This window comes from Dictyobacter vulcani (assembly GCF_008974265.1).
GTDB classification, from domain to species: domain Bacteria; phylum Chloroflexota; class Ktedonobacteria; order Ktedonobacterales; family Ktedonobacteraceae; genus Dictyobacter; species Dictyobacter vulcani.
The window spans coordinates 1,041,140-1,061,018 of the sequence record NZ_BKZW01000002.1 but is presented as its reverse complement, the minus strand read 5'-3'; the positions used below and the strand labels follow the sequence as shown (position 1 = coordinate 1,061,018).

Below are 19,879 nucleotides of genomic sequence, written 5' to 3'. Positions count from 1 at the left end.
TCAAATTCAAGATACCATACTGTGGTGATTTGATATCTTTATCGTCCTATCATTTATGAACCAGTCAGGCTTTAGCGTTACAAATGAAAAAATACTCGGTGGAATTGACACATCCTCATTCCTCACAAAAGTTTTTTCTAGAGCACCTCCTGCTTGTCACACGCATCTGCCGAACATCCGCTTGCTGGGTCTATTACTAAAGAATAGTCCAGCAATGAGCATGTTCGCAGCGTAGACCGAGAGATGATCTCTAGTACCATTTTTCAAAGCAACCAATTATCGTTCCTTCGTTCGAGACAGCAATAATATTCACCTCTTCAATGGCTGAAGATGAAGTTATGTGGCGGCAAAGACGGCTAACCCTGCATCACCAGTCTCCGGCGCAGAATAACGCACGGTTCTGTACAACGCTATAGCGCCAACTTACTCATGCACAAGGGAATCTACATGTTCAACGTAAAAGGCACTCAACCTGTAATCCGAACAGAAATTATTGCAGGCGTCACAACCTTCCTGACGATGGCCTATGTGATGGTCGTAAATCCATTGGTTCTTTCGCAGGGTGGTGTTCCATTTGAACAGGCATTTACCGCAACAATCATTGCGACCCTGGCCGGTACCTTGCTGATGGCATTCTTTGCCAACTACCCAATCGCAATCGCACCAGGCATGGGCTTAAATGCATATTTCACATACTCGCTGGCCCTGACGCACAAAGGCATGGACTACCATGTCGCCTTCTCAGCCGTCTTTATCTCAGCCATTCTGTTTGTTATCTTATCCCTCACTCCCCTGCGCTCAAAACTGATTGAGATTATCCCCGATAACTTGAAGCATGCAATCGGCGCGGGTATCGGACTGTTCATCGCCTTTATCGGCCTGCGCTTAACAGGACTGGTCAAGGCTGATCCCAGCACCATTGTAACCCTGGGTGACCTGCATACTCTTCCAGTGATTCTGGCCATCATCGGCCTGGTCGTAACCTTGATCTTTATGGTCCTGAATATACGAGGCGCACTCTTCATCGGCATGCTGGTCACCGGTATCATCGCCTATTTCACCGGTCAGATCCATTTCACCAAAGGCATCGTCTCCCTGCCGAACCTTCCAGCCGGACTGGTCGCCTACAATCCAATTACAGCGGTTAGCGACATCATCCACTATGGCTTATATGGTGCAGTTTTTTCATTCTTGCTGGTGACATTGTTCGACACCACAGGCACCATCCTGGGTCTGGGCAAACAGGCTGGATTGATGGAAGGTGAGAAACTGCCACGCGCTGAGCGTGCACTATTCGCGGACTCAGCCGCAACCTTGATCGGCTCAATCTTTGGCACCAGCCCAACCTCGGCATACCTGGAATCAGCCGCTGGTATTTCGGCTGGCGGTCGCACCGGTCTCACGGCCCTGGTAGTCGCGATCCTTTTCGCCATCGCCGCCTTCTTCACACCGATCATCAGCGCCATCTCAGGAGTCGAGGCCATTACAGGTCCAGCCCTGATTATTGTCGGCTCGTTGATGATCAGCAATGTCCGTCATATCATCTGGGATAATGATGAGGCCTTCCCGGCATTCCTGGTCATCTTAGCAATGCCCTTAACCTCAAGTATCGCCACCGGCCTGGCCCTGGGCTTCATTTTCTATCCTCTGCTGAAAGTAGTTCGCGGCAAATGGCGTGAAGTGCATCCCCTGATCTACATCTTCGGCCTACTCTTCCTGATCCAGCTAGCATTCTTCCAGCACTAGCTCCAACCCAACACAAACCAACAAAGGGGTAGGAAAACACTTTCCTGCCCCTTCATCATATGTCGTAGCGGCAGCGCTCGCCGCTGCAACCTGTGGGCGTCCGACCAAGCAACTCGTCGTACCGGCAGCGCTGGTCGCTGCAATCTGTTGGCGTACGAGCAAGCAGCCCTGCCGCCAATAGACAGGCTTGATTTCCGCTTCGATCCCGGGTATACTACAACGATCAATAAGAATTTTTCGATGAGGAGAGACATATGCCTGATCAGCGCTAACCCATGCCAGTAAAAGTGAGTGAAGAGTAATACTGTTGCCGTAGAGCAACAGGTATATTCGTATACCCGACACAACAATGGCAAGGTGTTAGCAGCTTCTCAATTCAGGTTGGTACTTTCCAGGCTCCAATTTTCCTCGTTTGTGCAACCTCCTGCTTGAAAGTTGTTTCCCATCATAGCAATGCGGCACAGATACTTTTTCAGTTCATGTTACCGGCATGTCGCTTCCCAATCAGCATTTATAACACAACTTTGATTGCAGTTGAGAGGAACAGCTTTTGCCTGCTCTTCTAAGAAAGGTTTTTTGGCATGCTAGCCGCACAAACAATTGAAAGTCCACGCATTGCCTCTTTATATACTTCACTGAAAATCGGGGATACCACCGCGCTGGAGACGTTCTGGCAAGAGGTTACAGAACACGGCTCACCTTTGATCGAAGCGATTGAAGGCAGTAGCACCCATGCATTATTGACATTTCTCTGGCGTAATCAGATGGAGACAAAAAATGTCGTGATCTGGGGTGGTCCGGCCGGTATGGATCGTCCTGAGCATAATCAGATGCTGCGTCTGTTAGAGACTGATCTCTGGTATAGAACCTACCGGGTCCAAATGGATTTGCGTGGTGTCTACACCTACTCAGTAAATGATCCTCTGGACGGCTCCAATACAACTGATGGCTTTGGCACACGCTTCATCCCGGATCCACTCAATCTAAAACCCGTTTGTTGGGCATAAGGATGAGGAGATCCCTGACTCGCAGGAGGTGGTGTTCTCCATTTTTGAACTCCCACATGCTCCGGCACAGCCCTCGATCGTACCACATGCGGATAGTCCAAAGGGCCAACTTGTGTGTCATCGCTTTGAGGAGCACGATCCTGGATAATGAACGTCGCGTCTGGGTCTATACACCCGCTGACTACACCAGGAGTGCTGAACCCTATCGCCTCCTGGTTTTGTTCGATGGCTGGGCCTACCTTGATCTCATTCCGACTCCAACTATTCTGGATAATCTGCGCTGTGAAGATAAAATTCCACCTCTGGTTACTGTGCTGATTGATAGTCCAGATCAGGAGGCCCGTAACCGTGAGTTGACCTGCCATCAACCTTTTGTGGATTTTCTCACTCAGGAGCTTATGCCATGGCTGCATGAGCACTACAATGTCACCAGTGATCCTGCACACACCATCGTTGGTGGATGCAGTTTTGGTGGACTGGCAGCGGCTTTTGCAGGCTTACGCGCCTCGCATGTCTTTGGCAACGTCCTTTCACAATCTGGATCATTCTGGTGGGACAAGGAGCCGGAGGAGGATATCCAACAAGAATGGCTGATCCAACAGTTTATCGCCAGTCCGCCTTTACTCCTACGTTTCTACCTGGAGGTTGGTCTGAAGGAAGACATGGGCTGGATCTATATGGTTGGCTGCAACCGCCATTTTCGCGATGTACTGACCCTCAAAGGCAATGAGGTGCATTATGCCGAATTCAATGGCTATCATCATTACGTCTCTCATCGTGGCACATTGGCAGACGGCTTGCTAGCCCTTATGGGTAAATAAGCTTTCCACTAATTACACTCAGAACATGTGATCTCAGCTAAGAAAGTAGACAGCATGCAGGTTCAAGGCTTGCATGCTGTCTACTTTATGGGTAGCTCAAAGCAATCTGTATAATGCTATAATATGGCAAAGCATACAAACGGAGGCCAGAGGTAACGTGAAGTTTCAGCAAGATACTCAGGATATTGGTAGCCAGTCATCTTCGCCTTATGATGCCGAAATACGGGATCTGGCGAATAGATTGAAATTAGGTAAATTACAGTCATCGTAATACGCAATCCACCAGTAATGGATGAAGGCTATTGATTAATGCCATTGTCTGGTTTTTTGGTCAGCGCGATCGGTCTCTTCTTTCTGGTGGATGCAATTCGTAAGATTGCCCTCAGCACAACGCTCGCGGATCCCCCCACGTTACGCTCAATTGGTGGCATTGCTGTCGTAGATGTGCTTGTATTGTTTGGCTGCTTTTTACAGGGGTGGCGCAATCTACGGAGTATAACTATCGCCATCGTGAGCAGGTCCATATTTTTGAGGATGGCTTTGTCTTTCTACAAGGTCGTCAGCAGAGCCACGCATTGCGCTGGATGATATCTCTAGCCTGCTACGCGGCACGCTGGATCCCAAACATCCTCACCATGTACGGCATGATAATCTGACCTTTATCACCGATAAAGATGTCGTACTGCTCCTGGAACCAAAAGTACAGCAGCGCGCAGAGCTATGCGATGCCATCGAGCGAACCTATACTGACTATCGCCGTCCCGGCATGCTGGAACTTTATCGGCTTGGCGAAGAGCTTGAGTTTGGTGATCTGGTTGTCCATCAGGATGGTGTCAGCCATGTACTGGCTAACTCGGATAAAGAAGAGAACCTGGACTGGGACGACATTGACACGTTCGAAATTGGCGAGACGTATACCAGAATCACAGCCAAAAACGCAGACAGAACGGGCCTGGTTTGAGGAGCTAACCGCTGATGTAGAAAATGCCCTCATCCTCAAGGAACTGCTACCAACCATCTGGCATTAAAAAACCTGTAGATTCGTGGCTCGCCCACGATTGTCTCACTCCACGCAATCATGGGGCGAGCCACCAAACCTACACGCGAGACATGCCAGAGATGTCGTGTGCGAGCCGATCGAGTTGGGAACCAACCAGCACAAAATCACGAATGGCTTCGCGGTTTGGTGTATCGATCTGCTGGGCCGCTAGTTCACTCATGCGCAAGTTAATCAGGGTCTGCAAGGAACTCTGCACGACCTTCAAACTTTCATCCAGACCATCTATCTGACTCAAGTGGGTTCCCGAGAGAACCGCGTCCTCGATGGTGCGTAAAGCGACATCGGTCTGCTCGGTAAAACTATCCAGGCCGGGCAGGCGATGCTTGCCACTAAGGGAGCGCAGGTAGGTCGCCAGGGTGGTAATCCGATCGCTAAGTGTTGGTTATAAGTTACCAGTGCATAAAACGTTCAACGTCACCCTGTTTTTTCTTTGGTTCAGCCAGCATTGCGCTGAAAAGCAACCGCCCGCATTCGCATTCTCTAAATGGGCCTTCGACTGGCCTCGGCAATCTTTCATATCACCGGGCTCACCCAGATAAGCCGACAGCACACGCTGAAAGTACTGACGGTTAGCGGCAATAGTTTTAGCCAACTGCACCGGCAAGCGCTCACGTTCCCATTGCGGAAAGATCAGGTATCCAGCAGCCCACCGAGATGACGCCACACCAATACTGTATTGAAGATCCTGATCCAGGCCACCAGCCAGTTACCAGGCAGAGGCACATCAAACAGCAAGACCACAAACAGGGTTAAGAATGCCACAAAGAAACCGTAATCACCATTCAGGAGAGAGAAGCATAAAAGCAATAAAGACCAGCAAGAATAGCAAGGCAAATTCGTTTATGAACCACACCCGCAATCACTATTCCTAACACGCCCCCATCACCGTACCAAAGACACGCTGGTTGGCTCGTTTACGCAGGCCGCCAAAGTCTGGCTTCAGAAATAAAAAGAATGGTCAGCGGGATCCAGTATCCATAGCGGATGCCAGCGGACATATAGATCGTGACGGCCAGGGCGCTGATACGGCCAGGCGGAAAGAATGGCGGTAGACAAGGGAGCGGGTAGTCAGGTTGTCCTTTAGGATGCTCCAGTGGCTTGAAATATAGGCCTGGATACCTTTAAGCCATGCTCCGGGCCTATAGTGCTGGCGTGCTTCAACGGGCATGCCAGGCGTGTTCGCATTGGATTCCTGCAAGTGCCCACCAGCGATGCGTACTTCTTCAATCATCGTACGCAACAAACGCGTTACATTCCGCACACTGACCAGCGTCTTATAATCATCGATCAGGCGCGGTAGCGTCTCACGCAACGCAGCCTCACGCTCTTCCAGATTAGCTAATTCCTGCTGAAAAAACGCTGGCTCCAGGTCGTTACCAGACTGGATGGTAGAGGCTAGCGAAGCGAGCACCTCAGAAACATGTTGGACACACTCATTAAGCAACACTTGAATATGCGTTACCTGCGTCTGAGTATATGCTATTTCAATACCTTCAGCCAGAGCAATCGAGGCATCAAACAGGCGGTCAGCGGTCAGGGTTAATAACAGGAAGCGCTGTCCAATTGGAGTTGATCCCTGGCGTGCGGAACGATAGGAGACCATACTGGCATGGGCCTGGTCATGTACTGCCAGGACGCGTGCGCGCTCCTGCTTGACGGCCTGATTCCAATGAGTCATACCAGCACCATGCTCCAGAGTATCTGCATCTGGTCGACCCGTAGATCGCACCAGAAAAGTGCTCAAGGCTCGATAATAATCTGCCAGCACCTCACGCACTGGTTGCAGTGGCTGAAGCGGCCAGAGATAAAGTGTTAACAACATTGCCCACAGACCACCAGTGAGAAGGGCAAAAAAACGTTCGACCGCCTGTATAAAATCGCCGGGTTGTCCCAGGATAAGGATAAGAATACCGATCACGACAAAGCCAACTTTGGAACCGGTATTGCCAAAGACGCCTAGCATACTCATGCAGAAGGCCACCAGAAACATCAATGGAACCGCTAGCCAGATTGTCCCACCTGCCAGGGTCGCGACAAATGCTGCCAGGGCCACACCTAACGTGGCCGAGCCCATCGCAAAGGCACGTGAACGATAGGTTCCCCCGACATCGGCCAGAACGACATAAAGACCACCCAGGAAACACATCACCCCCAGGTTATAGGCATGAAACACCATGCCCAGCAGAACAGGAATGAGCGTAATAGCTGTTATGCGCACGCCATTGATGAAGGTTGGTCGATCCAGGGAAAGATTTGTATAAATATGTTTGAGAAAACTTTTAGAAGATGTAAAAATAGGATGCATTAATCCGCAAAACCTCCGCCGCAAATGAGAAATTTCAGGTTGAATTGGCCTTTTAAGGCATGCCGTTCAATCGTGTGAGTGAAGTCGCCTGACTGGCTGTCACGTTTCCACTATATTGATCAGCTTGCCATAGTTGTGTTGTAGCGGCTTCACTAGCCGCGAATGAGCGGCGTTCACGATTGTTTTTTTATAGCATGAAGTCACGCTTCAGTGTGAGCGTCATCGAAGCATTGATGGAAGAAGCAGCAGAAGTTTTCGCCAATGAAAAGAGGATGCTTCCAGGGATAAAAAGACACACAAATAATAGCATACCAGCGCTAAATTTGTGGATACGTGATTCTTTCTATATTCCTGTATAGGAGTATAGCACATTTGACTACTATTTGTCAGGGACGATCAGACTTCGGGTAAGACCGCAAAACCAAACCAATACTGATTGAGCATCTCAATCACACTCAACAATCGTTTGATGCTCATCGGCTTCAAGATATAGCTACTCGCGCCCTGCCGAAAGCTAACCTCAATATTCTGGGGATCAGATGAAGAGCTCCAGATAATCACTGGTATCATGCGCAGATCTTGATTATGCTTGATTTCTTGCAGTACCTCAATCCCATCGACAGCCACCAGATGCAGATCAAGGAGCACTAACGCTGGGCGCGGTGAAAGTTCAGGATCACTATACGCCTTACGTTGATACAAATAGTCTAATGCATCACCACCATCAGTACAATACACCACAGGAACAGAGATGGACAATTTTTTGAGTGCCCATTGAATTAATTCCATATCTTCCTGACTATCCTCCACTAAAAGGATAGGAGCCTGAGCGCTTACATTCATTAGAAGCTCATTTCTCTTTCTCGCGATGGTGTTTTTTCTCATTCTATACTATCTACACGTCAATGGCAAAGGAGACTTACAGAGTTTTCCTGCCATCAACCTATTCGTAGCCGCCAGACTGATTTCTATTCATGAGAGACGCAACGGCAATAGAGATAGGGTATCGCTAAGCAAACAGCATCACTCCAGTTCATCTGCCGTGCGCGATCAGTTATACTATGAAATGACAGTGCTTAGTATTCCAGACACAATGTGGTGTTTTCTTAGTGAAGGTAAAGGATGACGATCATGGCAACTGTTATATTGCTTGGTACATTGGATACCAAGGGAATGGAATATGATTACTTACGTCAATGCATCCAACAGGCAGGATGTGATGTCATTCTAATTGATGTTGGCATTAAAGGTCAACCCCAGATAAAACCAGACATCCCCCATGAGCAAGTGGCGCAGGCTGCTAACGTTGATCTGGCGCAACTTGTGGCCACGGGCGATCGCAATACGGCCATCGAGGCCATGGCGCGCGGTGCAACCAGAGTCGTATTGGATCTTTTCCAACATGGACGCGTGCAGGGCATATTTGGACTGGGAGGTTTCGGTAGTTCGACGCTGGTAACGCAGGTCATGCGTGCGCTCCCCATCGGCCTCCCCAAACTGGTGGTCGCCACAATGGTAGCCGGCGATACCCGACCTTTCGTTGGGGCGGTTGACATTACGATGATGCATTCAGTAGTAGATATGGCTGGCATCAACCGGATCTCGGAGCATATTTTGACCAATGCGGCCGCCGGCATCGCTGGCATGGCTACAGCCTATGCAACCTTCAAAGCCCGCTCCAGTGGCAAACCCTTGATCGGCATCACGATGTTCAGCGTAACCGCTCCCTGCGTCAACGAGGCTCGCACATATCTGGAAGAGCATGGTTATGAGGTACTGGTCTTCCACGCCAACGGAACCGGCGGACAATCCATGGAGACGCTGGTCAAGGATGGTTTTCTGGCTGGCATTCTGGATATTACCCCCACCGAACTGGCCGATGAATTGCTCGGCGGAATTATGAGTGCCGGCCCCCAACGTCTGGAAGCGGCTGGCGCGAAAGGCATTCCTCAGATCGTTTCACTGGGCGCACTCGACATGGTCAACTTTGGTCCAATGAATACCGTGCCCGATAAATTTCGTCGGCGCAAACTCTACAACCACAATGAAGCGCTTACCCTGATGCGTACCACCGAGGAAGAAAATGCCGAGCTAGGACGCCTGATGGCGCGCAAACTCAATCAAGCACAAGGGCCAATCGTGGTCTTTATTCCGTTACACGGCTTCTCGCTGCTCGATGTCGAAGGAGCACCATTTTATGATCCCACAGCGGACCAGGCCTTGATCTCAAATCTCAAGGATCATCTGAACAAAGACATCGAGTTCCACGAACTCGAAATGGATCTGAATGATCCTCGCTTTGCACGCGCCATGGCCAGCCGACTGGATGAATACGTGCAGACTCAAATCAAACAACCTGCCAGTAACCAGCATACGACTGCATAAAACGCTGGACCGCGATGAGCATAGCTGCGGACACCACTGCAAAGCATCCTGTAAGGAGACAAAAAGTATGACACAACCCATTAATCCTAATAGAGTCCCAACCCAGACCTTTGATTGGGGCATCATCAAATGGCTGGTCAAGCCCGAATATACCCTGGGCACAGGACTCACCTTCGGAGAAGTCATTCTCCTGCCCGGCAAACGGCACGAGCGCCACAACCATATCGAATCCGAGGAAATCCTCTATGTTCTCTCTGGGACAGGAGAGCAGATGATCGACGACGATGACCCCTTCGATATTAAGCCCGGCGACACCATCTATGTTCCTATTGGTATGTATCACTCAACGTTGAACACAGGCTGGGAGCCCCTGCGCCTGCTCGTCACCTATAATCCGGCCGGAGCCGAACGAGCCCTGGAATCCGCCCCGACTTCAAAGAACTACCAGCAGGCGAACGCCCGACACTCCATCGCTAACCCCCCACGCCCCTTGCTGCTACTTGCATCCGATAAGCAAGTAGCAGCCACGCCAACACGCCTGACGGAAGAGCCCCAGCGTACCGGCAGCGCTGGTCGCCAATATTTTTCGGTTAGCGAGACGTTGAGAGAGGGTTCGACGTGACCAGCAAGCCATGTGTACGTGGAGAGGGCGCCACACGCGGAGGCCGCACTGCTGCGTTTGCGCAGGCCAGCGTGCAAGAACGACGCGCAGTGCTGTGGCGCCTACAGGGATCGTGTGTGCCGTCGCCTGCTCGCACAGAAACGTGGTGGGAGAGCGCGTGGATCCTCCCCGTACCTTCTCGGAGAGGATCACGAAACAGGATCCGTCTCGGTGTAGGCGCCACAGGCATGCGATGCTCTTTGAGCCTCTCGCTCCACCATCACGCCGCATGCCGGCCTCCGCGTGTGGCGCCCTCTCCACGGACGATCCGCTGCTTTTCTCCACCTATTTTTATGGCCACAAAAGCGCTTCAACGAAAAATATTGGCGCTGGTCGCTGCCACCGCTCGACGTACGAGCCAACACCCTGGTTGCGTCCGGGCCACTCGGCGTACAACGGCAGAACCCCAGCGTAACGGCAGGTCTTGAACCTGCAGCCAGTCGGCGTCCGAGCAAGCAACGCCACACACGACATCCCCTTGTGCGTTTTGGACGCAAACGGATCATCGCTGCCACTGTGGCATTCATGCCTGGCGCACAACGCGTAGAGATAAACCAATCAGCGCCAGCGTAATGCTCAAGATGCCACCACCAAGAAAAGCCCATACGGCCCCGAAGTGATCACTGATAAAACCTGCCTGCCATAAACCAACCGGAACCAGCGCATAGGCTCCCAATAAATAGATGCTATAGACACGGCCTAGCTTATCTTCAGGTACGTGAGATTGTAGCTGCATGTCCCACATAATCTCGAATAAACCATCACCAAAGCCAATACCTATACCAGCCAACAGAAACAATCCAACAGCAACCAGCGCCCTTGCAGGCATAATAAAGAGAAAGCAGGCCAGACCGGTCAGGATTAATCCGCTATACGCGACAATACCACGATGCCGAAATTGAAGCTGCCCAATCAAGACAGTAGCCAGCAACGCACCCAATGCCAGCGCGGAGCCGACGCCACCAAAGACCAGGATCCCATTCATATGCTGTGTATTTTCCTTGAGCAATTTAGGCAGGGCAATCTGATCCAGTCCGGCCAGGCCAGCACCCGCTAAACTGACTAACAAAATCGACAACCAGATCCAGGGGACACTGGCAACGTAACGCAAGCCTTCGCCAATATCGCGACCGACATGCTTAAATAATCCGCTACTGGCTCCAGTTGAATTTTCCAGTTTAGCACGCTCAGTCGGTCGCACCGGCGGCTTAACGCCCAACATACAGCCAACCGAAAATAGAAAGGTCAGGGCATCAAAGAAAAAAGCGCTGACCGCCCCAAAAGCGCCAAATAAAGCCCCACCCAAAGTTGGTCCAATCAACTGGCTCCCCTGCTTGCTCAGTCCATTCATGGCATTAACGGACGGCAATAATTCTTTTGAAGTCACTAATTGGGGCAAAAACGCTCGATATGCCGGTCCAAAGAAACCACGGACAGAGCCAAAAATCAGTCCGGTCAGCAAGATTTGCCAGATTTGCAATTGATGAAAGTAGGCCAGTACAGTGATCAGGATAACCAGTATTGCTCGCCCACAATCGGCCAGCAGGATAACCCGCCTCTTTGGTAATCTATCCGCAGCCACACCACCCAATAGAAGAAAAACAATCCGAGGCAGTTCCTCAGTGATGCGGACCAATGCCATCATTTCAGCAGAACCGGTAATCACCAGCACTTCCCACGCTAACGCAATCGCGAACGCATCATTACCCATGGCAGAGATCGTCTGACCCAACCAGAACAAAAAAAAGGAACGCTCATGCAAAGCCTGAAAAATGCGGATGCGTTTACGGGTGTCAATACTCATAAACCGTCTTTCTAATTTTATCTAAGGGAGAAGATTTTATGTAAGAAGGAGTAGCTATTATTAGAAGACGATGTTTGAGGCTAAAAAAAATAATACTCAAGCACTATTGTATCAGGAGCATTATCTAACACACATGTGGCCGTGACAGATTGCGTTGCGCAAAAAGTCTGGTAACGCATCTGTAACGGCCACAAAAATACTAGCAGGCTTTAAGGATAGGATCAGGCGCGGCCAAAGAAGATATCATAAGAAAAATCGTTGTGGATCTCCAGCACACAATCGGCGTCGCGCTCTTGCATCATACCCCAGCGCTGCTCACCAAGTTCCACAAAATAGCGGCGCAATTCAAAAACCTCCAGAGCCTTCCCACGCTCCTCAACATCACGCACCCGGGCACGAGCACGCCGAATATCCAGGTCAGCCACCACAAACACCTTCACGAGCGAATGAACATAATCGCGGAAAAACTGCTCGCACCGAATGGTATACAGGCCTTCGATCACCAGTGGTTGCTCAGGACGCAAATGCATAGGTTGATAACCAACCCGACGATTGAGAACAAAGCTATATTGAGGAATCAATGTCTCGCCATCCTGCAATAATTCCCGAATATTTTGCCCGAGCGCCTGAATATCATAGGCATCCGGACTTTCCCATTGTGGAGCCGCGCCATACTTTTCATCATGCTCGACCGTGATATGCTCCTCATCCACAAAATAATGGTCCATAGACAGAACCGCAGCGTGGAGATGGCTGGCCAGTTGGGAAGAAAAGGTCGTTTTGCCTGACGCGGCCGGACCAGCCACAAGATACACTTGCGCAGGTGGAAGATCATCGATCCGCGAAATCAGGGCAGGCATGCTTAACATCATAACTCCTTCAAAATTGAGTCTGGATTTTTTCTCCGCATATATATATGGTCGTTTTATATTGCTATATTAAGAGAGTGTTATCGATTTGCTACTAATTTAATAATTCTATACAACAATCCGCCACTTGTCCATGTTATAGCCATCTGGCTTTTACTTGCCTGGCTGCAAACATTGCACAATTCGCAGCCACACTCGGGCGCTAAAGCACCCGAGTGCGTCCAGGAAAAAACACCTCGACAAGAAAATGAGTATTAAAACACTATCTGATACACAAAAGCGCGCATATCTGTCTTGTAGATATGCGCGCTTTTGTGTATCAGATATCGATAGATAAATTTTTATTTTTTCTCGGCGGTCTTCTTTTTGTCGGGACCAGGTAAAACGCTGCTCACGGCTTTGAGAATTTCATCGATATCAAAAGGCTTGTAAACGACCGGGATACCTTTATCCTGTAAGGTGTCTTCTTGCTGGCGAACCTCGTTGAGGGCGGCGGTACACAGAATGAGAGGAATAAATCTGGTAGGTGGATACATGCGCAACTTCTGCATCATCACCCATCCCTCTTCCTGCTGGCCAAGTTTAAGATCCAGAATGACGACATCTGGCTTGAGTCGCTCAACATCCTCGACATTTTCCATAGCTTCAACCGAAGTAGAGACTTTGTACCCCTCACCTTCAAGAATCATGCGAAATAAGTCCAGGATCGATTCGTCATCATTAATCACAACAATATGGGTTGACATGCCTGCAGCCTCGCTCTCGGGAAGTATGGGGAAATACTGTATAAGTATGCTCTGATCAATAAGGTTGAAACACTCTATTACAACCTCAGTATAGCACACCTCAGTTTAGTTTTTGACCCTGCTGAGAGCGATGGCATCACTAAAAAATGACTAACTTGCTATGCCTGCCGACTGCAAAATTCGAGCGGGCGCTGTTCTGATATAGGAAATCAGGAACAGGATGCCTAAGAGCACATCCACGATTCCGATCAGCATGGTCGGTGGCGAACGATGCAGAAACACGAGCAGGATCAACACCAGACCTGATACCTTTTCTAAGACAGCGACCAGCATCATTGGTCGATAGCGCAATGGATCACGTGACAGCACTAAGAAAAGTACCTGCCATGCGAGTGTCACACCGGCAAAGCCATAGTAATATTCCGGATGCGTAATAGCCGGCGGCTGGGTGGCGCTGGTATACGCCTCCATGAAGAACAGTGGCGCGACAATCACCAGACCATAGATTCCTGCGATGAGAAATACAATCTTTGCAAATTTCATCATGGCCTCCTTACTGCCATATATTCTATATCTCTTAGTCATATGACTTAGTGTCATATGACACTTCATATTATAGCCGAGAAATATTCACTATGACAAGGGTTTCTATGACGAAAAGTTATATAATATTTGAGGATGGTACATACTAAAATATTGTATGCATAGCGTTCATGGACGCTAGTATATTGCCAAAATTCGTGTGATGGGTTGTGCGCCCGCTACGCGGGCGGGATGGGGGGAGATGCCGGGGGCACAGCCCCCGATCCCCCAGTCAAGGGGCTTGCCGCTTGATCATGCCCCCGGCATGCTCGCTTGCATCCCCGCCTCCCCATCACATGATGTCTGACAGAGTACTAGTTTGAGGTTGTGGAACAGGAAGAGATAGAGTTATGGAGCGACAAGAGGCCTATCCGGTCACCTATACAATTCTGGGCTTGCTGGCATTTTGGGGTCCATTGTCCGGTTATGATATCAAGCGGCTCTTTGATCATATGCTTTCCGCGATGTGGGCAGCAGCTCAGAGCCAGATTTATAAAGAGTTGCGCCGTATGAAGGAGCTGGGTTGGGTAGAGATGGAGCGCGAAGAGCAGGAGTCGCGTCCGGATCGTAAGATCTATTCGATTACAGAGCAGGGCCGGGTGGCCTTAAATAAATGGCAGGCACAGCCAGCGGAAGTATTTCAACTGCGCGATGAACTGCTGCTCAAAGTACTCTTTGGTGCCTTTGCTTCGCCCGGTGATCTGGCTCAGAACCTGCGCGCCAGCATAGCCACGCATGAGATGAGTCTGCTGGCGCATCGCCAGAATGCTCAAGCGCTACCCGCACGAGGATCCCTGCCGTCTACCAACAAACGCCCAAATCCTTATGCAGTTGAAGACGAAGAAGATCCTTACATGCGCCTGCTCGTTCGCTTTGGTATTGAATTTGAGAAAACATACATCCGCTGGCTGTATGAAGCACTCGCAGAAATCGAAGGAGAGCAGCCGCAGTCGTAGGACAGTATCTTCATGCTCCCATCAGCAGTCAGGCAATGTTAGCCAGAGCAACATTAACTTATCGAATGAAATTACTTTTTGTTAACAGGTAAACATAATGTGTTCTAGAGGATAACACAAAAATTTACTTTTTTCTATGAAGCGAGCAGAAAATCGTCTTTTGCCCTTTTATACTCCATGGTGTAATATAAAGAAAAGAAGGAATTTAACTCGCTTAGCTATTGAGCAGCGATCACGATTGTTTTTTTAGCGCGCCCTGGATGATCGGAGATAATGTTCATGCTTGATCCTACCTTCTTCGTGTATGATAACGAATCAACACCAGATATCCAGCTCGTTTCACAGCGTCGCCGGGGGAATGTCACCGTAAAAGATATTCTGTATACAAGCCCACAAGGTGGCTATGTTCCTGCCTACCTGCTTGTTCCTTTCGGAGATGGACCATTTGCGGGCCTCATCTTTGTACACTGGGGACAAGGGGATCGCACCGAGTTTCTGGAAGAGGCAATCACACTGGCGGAAATCGGGATACTGTCACTCTGTATCGATGCTCCATTTCTACGACCTGCAAAATTAAGAGCTCCCATCGCGTCCAAAACAGCGGCCCGCGATCTCGGCTTGCAAATAGTGGCCGATGTACGTCGTGGTGTTGATGTGCTTATGGCACAGCCAGGCCTCGATAGCCAGCGTATTGGTTTCGTTGGCCATAGTTATGGCGCTACGAATGGGGGAATTGTTGCCGGTATTGAAAAGCGGATCAAAACCTATGTGTTGATGGCTGGCTACGCCGCCACCAGCCAGGTCTATCGTGTGAGCACGCATCCTATGATTGCTGAACAACGGAAGAAGACGCCACCCGCCGGATGGGAACGCTATCTCGATCTTATCGAGCCACTGGATGCCATTTATTATATTGGCAATACAGCCCCGGCCAGTCTCCTGTTTCAATTTGCGCATCAAGATGAATTTGTCACAGAAGAACAGGCACAGCTGTTTTTTGAAACTGCCAGTAAGCCAAAACAGCTTCGCTGGTATGATAGTAGCCATGAACTTAATGCTCAGGCACGCATCGATCGCGCTACCTGGCTCTGCCAGGAATTAAACCTGGGCCCCCTGCCAGCCAGCGTACAAGCAAAACTTAGCTAATCACCGGACCCCTTACTTATCTGTGTGGTGGGAGTCAAATGTGCAGCAATCGCCCCCTCCCACCCACTTCACCACACACGCCTCCCTCGCTTAATCTTAACCTTCATCACCATACATAGGTAATTAGGGCTAAATTCATCCAGGTTCCTATCTATATCAATGTGTTTCATGCTATCCTGAACATGTTCCTACGATGACCTGAACAACAGGCTACATGGATACCACCGTGTCCGTGTAGATGAGGAACCTCCCGTGTCAACGGGAACCAGAAGTTGTCTATTCAAAGTGAGGAAACATTGCAAGTACATCAATACATTAAGGATTTTATTAAAGAGAATACTGGTAAGGCATCCAGGAAACAACATGTGGTCTCAATCTTTGGAGCCCTGACAGTTCTCAGTGCAAGTCTGGGACTTGGTGTGGTCGCCCCAAACATGGCGCACGCCGCTGCCAATTGCTCCAATCCATATACAGTCCAATCTGGAGATACCTTAAGTCAGATCGCCGATAACCATAGTGCCAACTGGCAGAATGTGGCCACAACCAATGGTCTGGCCAATCCGAATTTGATCTTTGTGGGTCAAACGCTTTGTCTGCCTGCGACAAAAGTAGCCAATGCTACCGGCAATATCCAGACGGTTATCACGCCAGTACAACACAAGGAAGTAACGCCGGCTCCGCATAAGAAAGTTGTTCCGACACCAGCTCCTGTGGCACCAGCTCCCGCAGCTCCTGCTCCTGTGGCTCCGGCTCCAGTTGCTCCTGCGCCTGTGGCTCCGACACCAACGCCAGTGCCACAAACAGCACCTGCCGCTCCTGCCGCAGCAAATAGTAGCGATGTCAGTGGCATGATTGACGAAATATTCGGACCATATGCTGGCAGTGCCAAGCAAATAGCCGTATGTGAGTCGGGATTGAATCCCAATGCGACAAATACAATATCGATCGGTGGAAGTCACGCCGCTGGTATATTCCAGATTCTCTATCCGAGCACATGGAACACCACATCACAGGCCGGGATGTCTCCATATAATGCCAGAGCCAACATCATCGCGGCACATGAAATTTTTGTGCGCGACGGCTACAGCTGGCGCGAGTGGGTTTGCCGCTAAAGGTTGAAACCCAACAATAATATCGATAGATGCTAATAGAGTTAGAGACAACTTCGCTTAGCTAAAATCCCAAAAAGAGTGTCTGCAGGATGTTTTTGTCGAAAAATGTCCTGCAAACACTCTTTTTATATTGTATTGCTAAAAATTATTCAATTTACACTTCTGGCAACTATGCATCCACAGGTTGATCAGAAGTATTTTCCATGACCGCCACTTCTGCATTCCTTAATGTTGATGCCTGTCTGGATCTTTTGGTCGCCGCAGACGTTTTCAGAGCATGTGATGGCTCGGCTGTGGATACTACCTCTGGACGTGGTGTTTCAGGAAGGTGCGGTTGATTTTTCTTATCAGCGCCTGAAAGAGAAGCCTGTCTGGCTGCACGTTTCGCCTCAGCTTTTTTTTGCTCCTTGGCTTTCTTTCTGGCAATCAGTCTCTGCTTGAACCAATACTTACCATCTAACAAGGTGCGATAGATGTGATAGATGACCGGCCGATAGACCAGATCCTGCGTTTCCAGGGCACGAATAGCATAACCACCAAAACCACGCTTAAAATTATACACGCCGTAGAGTTCATTGCCCTCTTTCAGGACATCAGGGATACCGCGCGAATTAAAATACCAGCAACCATGCGCTTTCGCCCACAAAATACGTTGCCATTGTAGAAGATAGTTCACGCGCATTTCCCGGGATTCATCAGAGGCAGCCTCATACATATTCCAGCTCCAACGTCCCAGACGCGCGACGATTGCGGCAGCAATCACCCGATTCTCATACTCAGCAACCAGCAGGACAGCATACTCTCGATAGAGGCGCAAGAAATTCTCATAGTATTCCCTGGGCAAAACCAGAAACTCGCTACGCGCACCGGTCTCACAATACATACGATAGAAGGCATCGATATCGGATTGAGCATGGCTCTCACGAATAGCTACCCCCGTACGTGCAGATGTACGAATATACTGGCGTGTCTTCTTATGCATTCTGGACAGCAACACTTGCTCATCATCACGAATATTAGTAACCCATTCATGGCGTAGATGGTGGGCATAGGGAATAGTACGAAAACCATAATTCCGCAAAGCCTGCAACCAGGTCTGATCACCATCCGCCACACCCGGCTCAATCTTCAACATACAGGCACCGCGCTTATGCGCCTCGGCCTGCACATAATCTAACAAAATAGCCATCGCAGGCGAAGCAGGATCATCCACAAGCGGACCACGAGGGGCATAAAAATAAGGAATGTGCAGCACAGGTAGCTTAGAGATAAGCAGCAGCATAATCGCGCATAACGAACCATCATCATTTAGTACTCCAATATGCAAAGCAGCCTCACGTCCCCTGCTCATCAACTCGCCCCACTCATAGGTCTGGGTCAGATTGCATAATTCAGATGTCTCCACAAAATCATTCCATTGTTGGCGATCAGTAATGATTTGCGCCTTCATTTTTCTATCCTTTTTCTGCTATTTTTATGATTATAGGAAAAATCTATGTGCATTTATTGCTCATAATATTTTCCGTTCCATATAAAATGCACCCTGAATGCTATCCAGCCAGGTTTTTATGTATGCTTTAAAGAGGAGAATGCTTCAGATGTAGCTCCAAGTTTCTCTTTCCTGGTAGATATTCGAGGAGGAATGTATAGCATACTGCATCTATAATGTACAGAACCTCCAACCTATATTGCCTATATAAGTGGAGCTGTCAGTATCTGTAGCGTTTGTTCAGCCTCGATAAACATAAAAGTGTTATCTTGAGTATGGACTGTAAAGTGCTCTATTGACACACCATCTACACACCATCGTCTCATCATCTGCACACTATTTATGCTTTTCCGTGCTCAACATCTTCTGTACGGTTGCGTACGGGAGCTTTTTTGTTGCCAGGAAAGTGCTCGAACGTGAAGAGGCCGCAGTTAAGCCAGGGTTCTTCCATCAGATGTGCACTGACCCAAACGTGGTGCGCAATAGTTGCTCAGACCTGGGTTGCTTGCTGGAGGAGTGTGCTGACGCTTTCTTATGACTTGCCTCGTAATTCTTCCCTTTCTTCGTTGCTACTGTACACGTTTCCCGGCGTTTCACAAGGTGCTGGTACACCTGAATAGTTACAAACTCAAAAAAAAGCCTGAAACAGGCTCGGGTAGAAAGTAAGGAAGTTGGCACTAACGAGCCAGTATAGAATTGAGGAGAAAAACTACCTTATATAAGCAAGACAGTATATCCTTTTTGTGCATTTTGCTTAGAATACAGATCTGAGGAAAGTTTGTCAAATGAGGAGTGCAGATAGGCTAAAGGATAATGAATAGAGGCTAAAAATGGACAAAGAAAAACACAGGTGTGTTTTACCTGTGTTTCTAAGAAAGTTGATCGTATGTATCGTCTGCGACAAAGAAGTCGAAATCTTTCCACCTGGATAGCGGCTTGGGTTGGGGAAGTGTAGAGACAGCCACCATAATATGTGAGACCATATTGGCTGGTGGTTCTACCTGTAACAGGTCTGTGCACAATTCATCCAACGCATATTCATCCAACGTTACATTATTATTTAAGAAATCTAATGATACTTCGTTCATAATCAAATCCCTCTTACATTCATCGTATTAATCATCTGGTTTTAACACGATGCACATAAGAGGGAAGTTTCAGATTTCCAAGCTTTAGATTAGAATTATTAA

At 49.0% G+C, this 19,879-nt stretch carries 20 protein-coding genes; 10 read left to right on the top strand and 10 right to left on the bottom strand.

Going from position 1 to position 19,879, the window contains the following annotated elements; all coding sequences use genetic code 11:
• Nucleotides 1-447: 447 nt before the first annotated feature.
• From KDW_RS21830 to KDW_RS35595, 5 genes are all read left to right on the top strand, one after another.
• Complete coding sequence (locus KDW_RS21830; protein WP_151758061.1) at nucleotides 448-1,746, top strand: NCS2 family permease; 1,299 nt, start codon at nucleotides 448-450, stop codon at nucleotides 1,744-1,746.
• 581 nt (nucleotides 1,747-2,327) lie between these two features.
• Nucleotides 2,328-2,753, top strand: coding sequence for an enterochelin esterase domain-containing protein (locus KDW_RS34160; RefSeq protein ID WP_233097842.1), 426 nt, complete (start codon nucleotides 2,328-2,330; stop codon nucleotides 2,751-2,753).
• Nucleotides 2,754-2,863: 110 nt separating this feature from the next.
• A complete protein-coding gene (locus KDW_RS34155; protein WP_233097841.1) occupies nucleotides 2,864-3,574 on the top strand; it encodes an alpha/beta hydrolase in 711 nt (236 codons plus the stop codon).
• 309 nt (nucleotides 3,575-3,883) lie between these two features.
• Nucleotides 3,884-4,162, top strand: a complete 279-nt coding sequence (locus KDW_RS21815) for a hypothetical protein (protein ID WP_151758059.1) — start codon at nucleotides 3,884-3,886, stop codon at nucleotides 4,160-4,162.
• Nucleotides 4,149-4,535: a DUF6585 family protein gene (locus KDW_RS35595; protein WP_307767761.1), complete on the top strand. Its 387-nt coding sequence runs from the start codon at nucleotides 4,149-4,151 to the stop codon at nucleotides 4,533-4,535. The genes KDW_RS21815 and KDW_RS35595 overlap by 14 nt, the downstream gene beginning before the upstream one ends.
• Nucleotides 4,536-4,671: 136 nt before the next feature.
• Here the strand turns inward: KDW_RS35595 and KDW_RS21805 are convergent, their stop codons facing one another.
• The 4 genes from KDW_RS21805 to KDW_RS21790 form a co-directional block, all read right to left on the bottom strand.
• On the bottom strand, nucleotides 4,672-4,869 hold the full coding sequence (locus tag KDW_RS21805; RefSeq protein ID WP_151758057.1) for a hypothetical protein: 198 nt from the start codon (nucleotides 4,867-4,869) through the stop codon (nucleotides 4,672-4,674).
• A gap of 395 nt (nucleotides 4,870-5,264) precedes the next feature.
• Nucleotides 5,265-5,396: a hypothetical protein gene (locus tag KDW_RS35235; protein ID WP_269822498.1), complete on the bottom strand. Its 132-nt coding sequence runs from the start codon at nucleotides 5,394-5,396 to the stop codon at nucleotides 5,265-5,267.
• Between the two features lie 196 nt (nucleotides 5,397-5,592).
• On the bottom strand, nucleotides 5,593-6,939 hold the full coding sequence (locus tag KDW_RS21795) for an FUSC family membrane protein (protein WP_151758055.1): 1,347 nt from the start codon (nucleotides 6,937-6,939) through the stop codon (nucleotides 5,593-5,595).
• 396 nt (nucleotides 6,940-7,335) lie between these two features.
• Nucleotides 7,336-7,782, bottom strand: a complete 447-nt coding sequence (locus tag KDW_RS21790) for a response regulator (protein WP_162005492.1) — start codon at nucleotides 7,780-7,782, stop codon at nucleotides 7,336-7,338.
• Between the two features lie 288 nt (nucleotides 7,783-8,070).
• Here KDW_RS21790 and KDW_RS21785 point away from each other — a divergent pair, with 288 nt between their 5' ends.
• Together KDW_RS21785 and KDW_RS21780 are read left to right on the top strand one after the other, a co-directional pair.
• Nucleotides 8,071-9,324 carry a Tm-1-like ATP-binding domain-containing protein gene (locus KDW_RS21785; protein WP_151758053.1) on the top strand — a complete coding sequence of 418 codons (1,254 nt, stop codon included), beginning with the start codon at nucleotides 8,071-8,073 and terminating at the stop codon, nucleotides 9,322-9,324.
• 67 nt (nucleotides 9,325-9,391) lie between these two features.
• Nucleotides 9,392-9,946: a cupin domain-containing protein gene (locus KDW_RS21780; protein WP_198925414.1), complete on the top strand. Its 555-nt coding sequence runs from the start codon at nucleotides 9,392-9,394 to the stop codon at nucleotides 9,944-9,946.
• Between the two features lie 562 nt (nucleotides 9,947-10,508).
• On the opposite strand, the gene KDW_RS21765 is transcribed toward KDW_RS21780, so the two are convergent.
• The 4 genes from KDW_RS21765 to KDW_RS21750 all read right to left on the bottom strand — a co-directional run bounded on the left by KDW_RS21765 (nucleotide 10,509) and on the right by KDW_RS21750 (nucleotide 13,950).
• Nucleotides 10,509-11,789: an MFS transporter gene (locus tag KDW_RS21765; protein ID WP_151758050.1), complete on the bottom strand. Its 1,281-nt coding sequence runs from the start codon at nucleotides 11,787-11,789 to the stop codon at nucleotides 10,509-10,511.
• Nucleotides 11,790-12,010: 221 nt separating this feature from the next.
• Nucleotides 12,011-12,649 (bottom strand): uridine kinase family protein, encoded by a 639-nt coding sequence (locus KDW_RS21760; RefSeq protein WP_162005491.1) that lies wholly within the window; start codon nucleotides 12,647-12,649, stop codon nucleotides 12,011-12,013.
• Nucleotides 12,650-12,999: 350 nt separating this feature from the next.
• Complete coding sequence (locus tag KDW_RS21755; RefSeq protein ID WP_151758048.1) at nucleotides 13,000-13,404, bottom strand: response regulator; 405 nt, start codon at nucleotides 13,402-13,404, stop codon at nucleotides 13,000-13,002.
• A gap of 150 nt (nucleotides 13,405-13,554) precedes the next feature.
• Entirely contained in the window at nucleotides 13,555-13,950 is a 396-nt protein-coding gene (locus KDW_RS21750) for a hypothetical protein (protein ID WP_198925412.1), read from the bottom strand.
• Between the two features lie 386 nt (nucleotides 13,951-14,336).
• On the opposite strand from KDW_RS21750, the gene KDW_RS21745 reads away from it, so the two are divergent.
• The 3 genes from KDW_RS21745 (at nucleotide 14,337) to KDW_RS33045 (ending at nucleotide 17,200) form a co-directional block, all read left to right on the top strand.
• The gene (locus KDW_RS21745; protein WP_151758047.1) at nucleotides 14,337-14,942 is read left to right on the top strand and encodes a PadR family transcriptional regulator; all 606 of its coding nucleotides are present in this window, start codon (nucleotides 14,337-14,339) and stop codon (nucleotides 14,940-14,942) included.
• A 279-nt stretch (nucleotides 14,943-15,221) separates the two neighbouring features.
• Nucleotides 15,222-16,088, top strand: coding sequence for an alpha/beta hydrolase family protein (locus KDW_RS21740; RefSeq protein ID WP_162005490.1), 867 nt, complete (start codon nucleotides 15,222-15,224; stop codon nucleotides 16,086-16,088).
• A gap of 296 nt (nucleotides 16,089-16,384) precedes the next feature.
• Nucleotides 16,385-17,200 (top strand): LysM peptidoglycan-binding domain-containing protein, encoded by an 816-nt coding sequence (locus KDW_RS33045; protein ID WP_151758045.1) that lies wholly within the window; start codon nucleotides 16,385-16,387, stop codon nucleotides 17,198-17,200.
• Between the two features lie 169 nt (nucleotides 17,201-17,369).
• Here the strand turns inward: KDW_RS33045 and KDW_RS21730 are convergent, their stop codons facing one another.
• Nucleotides 17,370-18,650, bottom strand: a complete 1,281-nt coding sequence (locus KDW_RS21730; protein WP_151758044.1) for a lipid II:glycine glycyltransferase FemX — start codon at nucleotides 18,648-18,650, stop codon at nucleotides 17,370-17,372.
• 908 nt (nucleotides 18,651-19,558) lie between these two features.
• The gene (locus KDW_RS21725) at nucleotides 19,559-19,777 is read right to left on the bottom strand and encodes a hypothetical protein (RefSeq protein WP_151758043.1); all 219 of its coding nucleotides are present in this window, start codon (nucleotides 19,775-19,777) and stop codon (nucleotides 19,559-19,561) included.
• Between the last annotated feature and the right edge of the window lie 102 nt (nucleotides 19,778-19,879).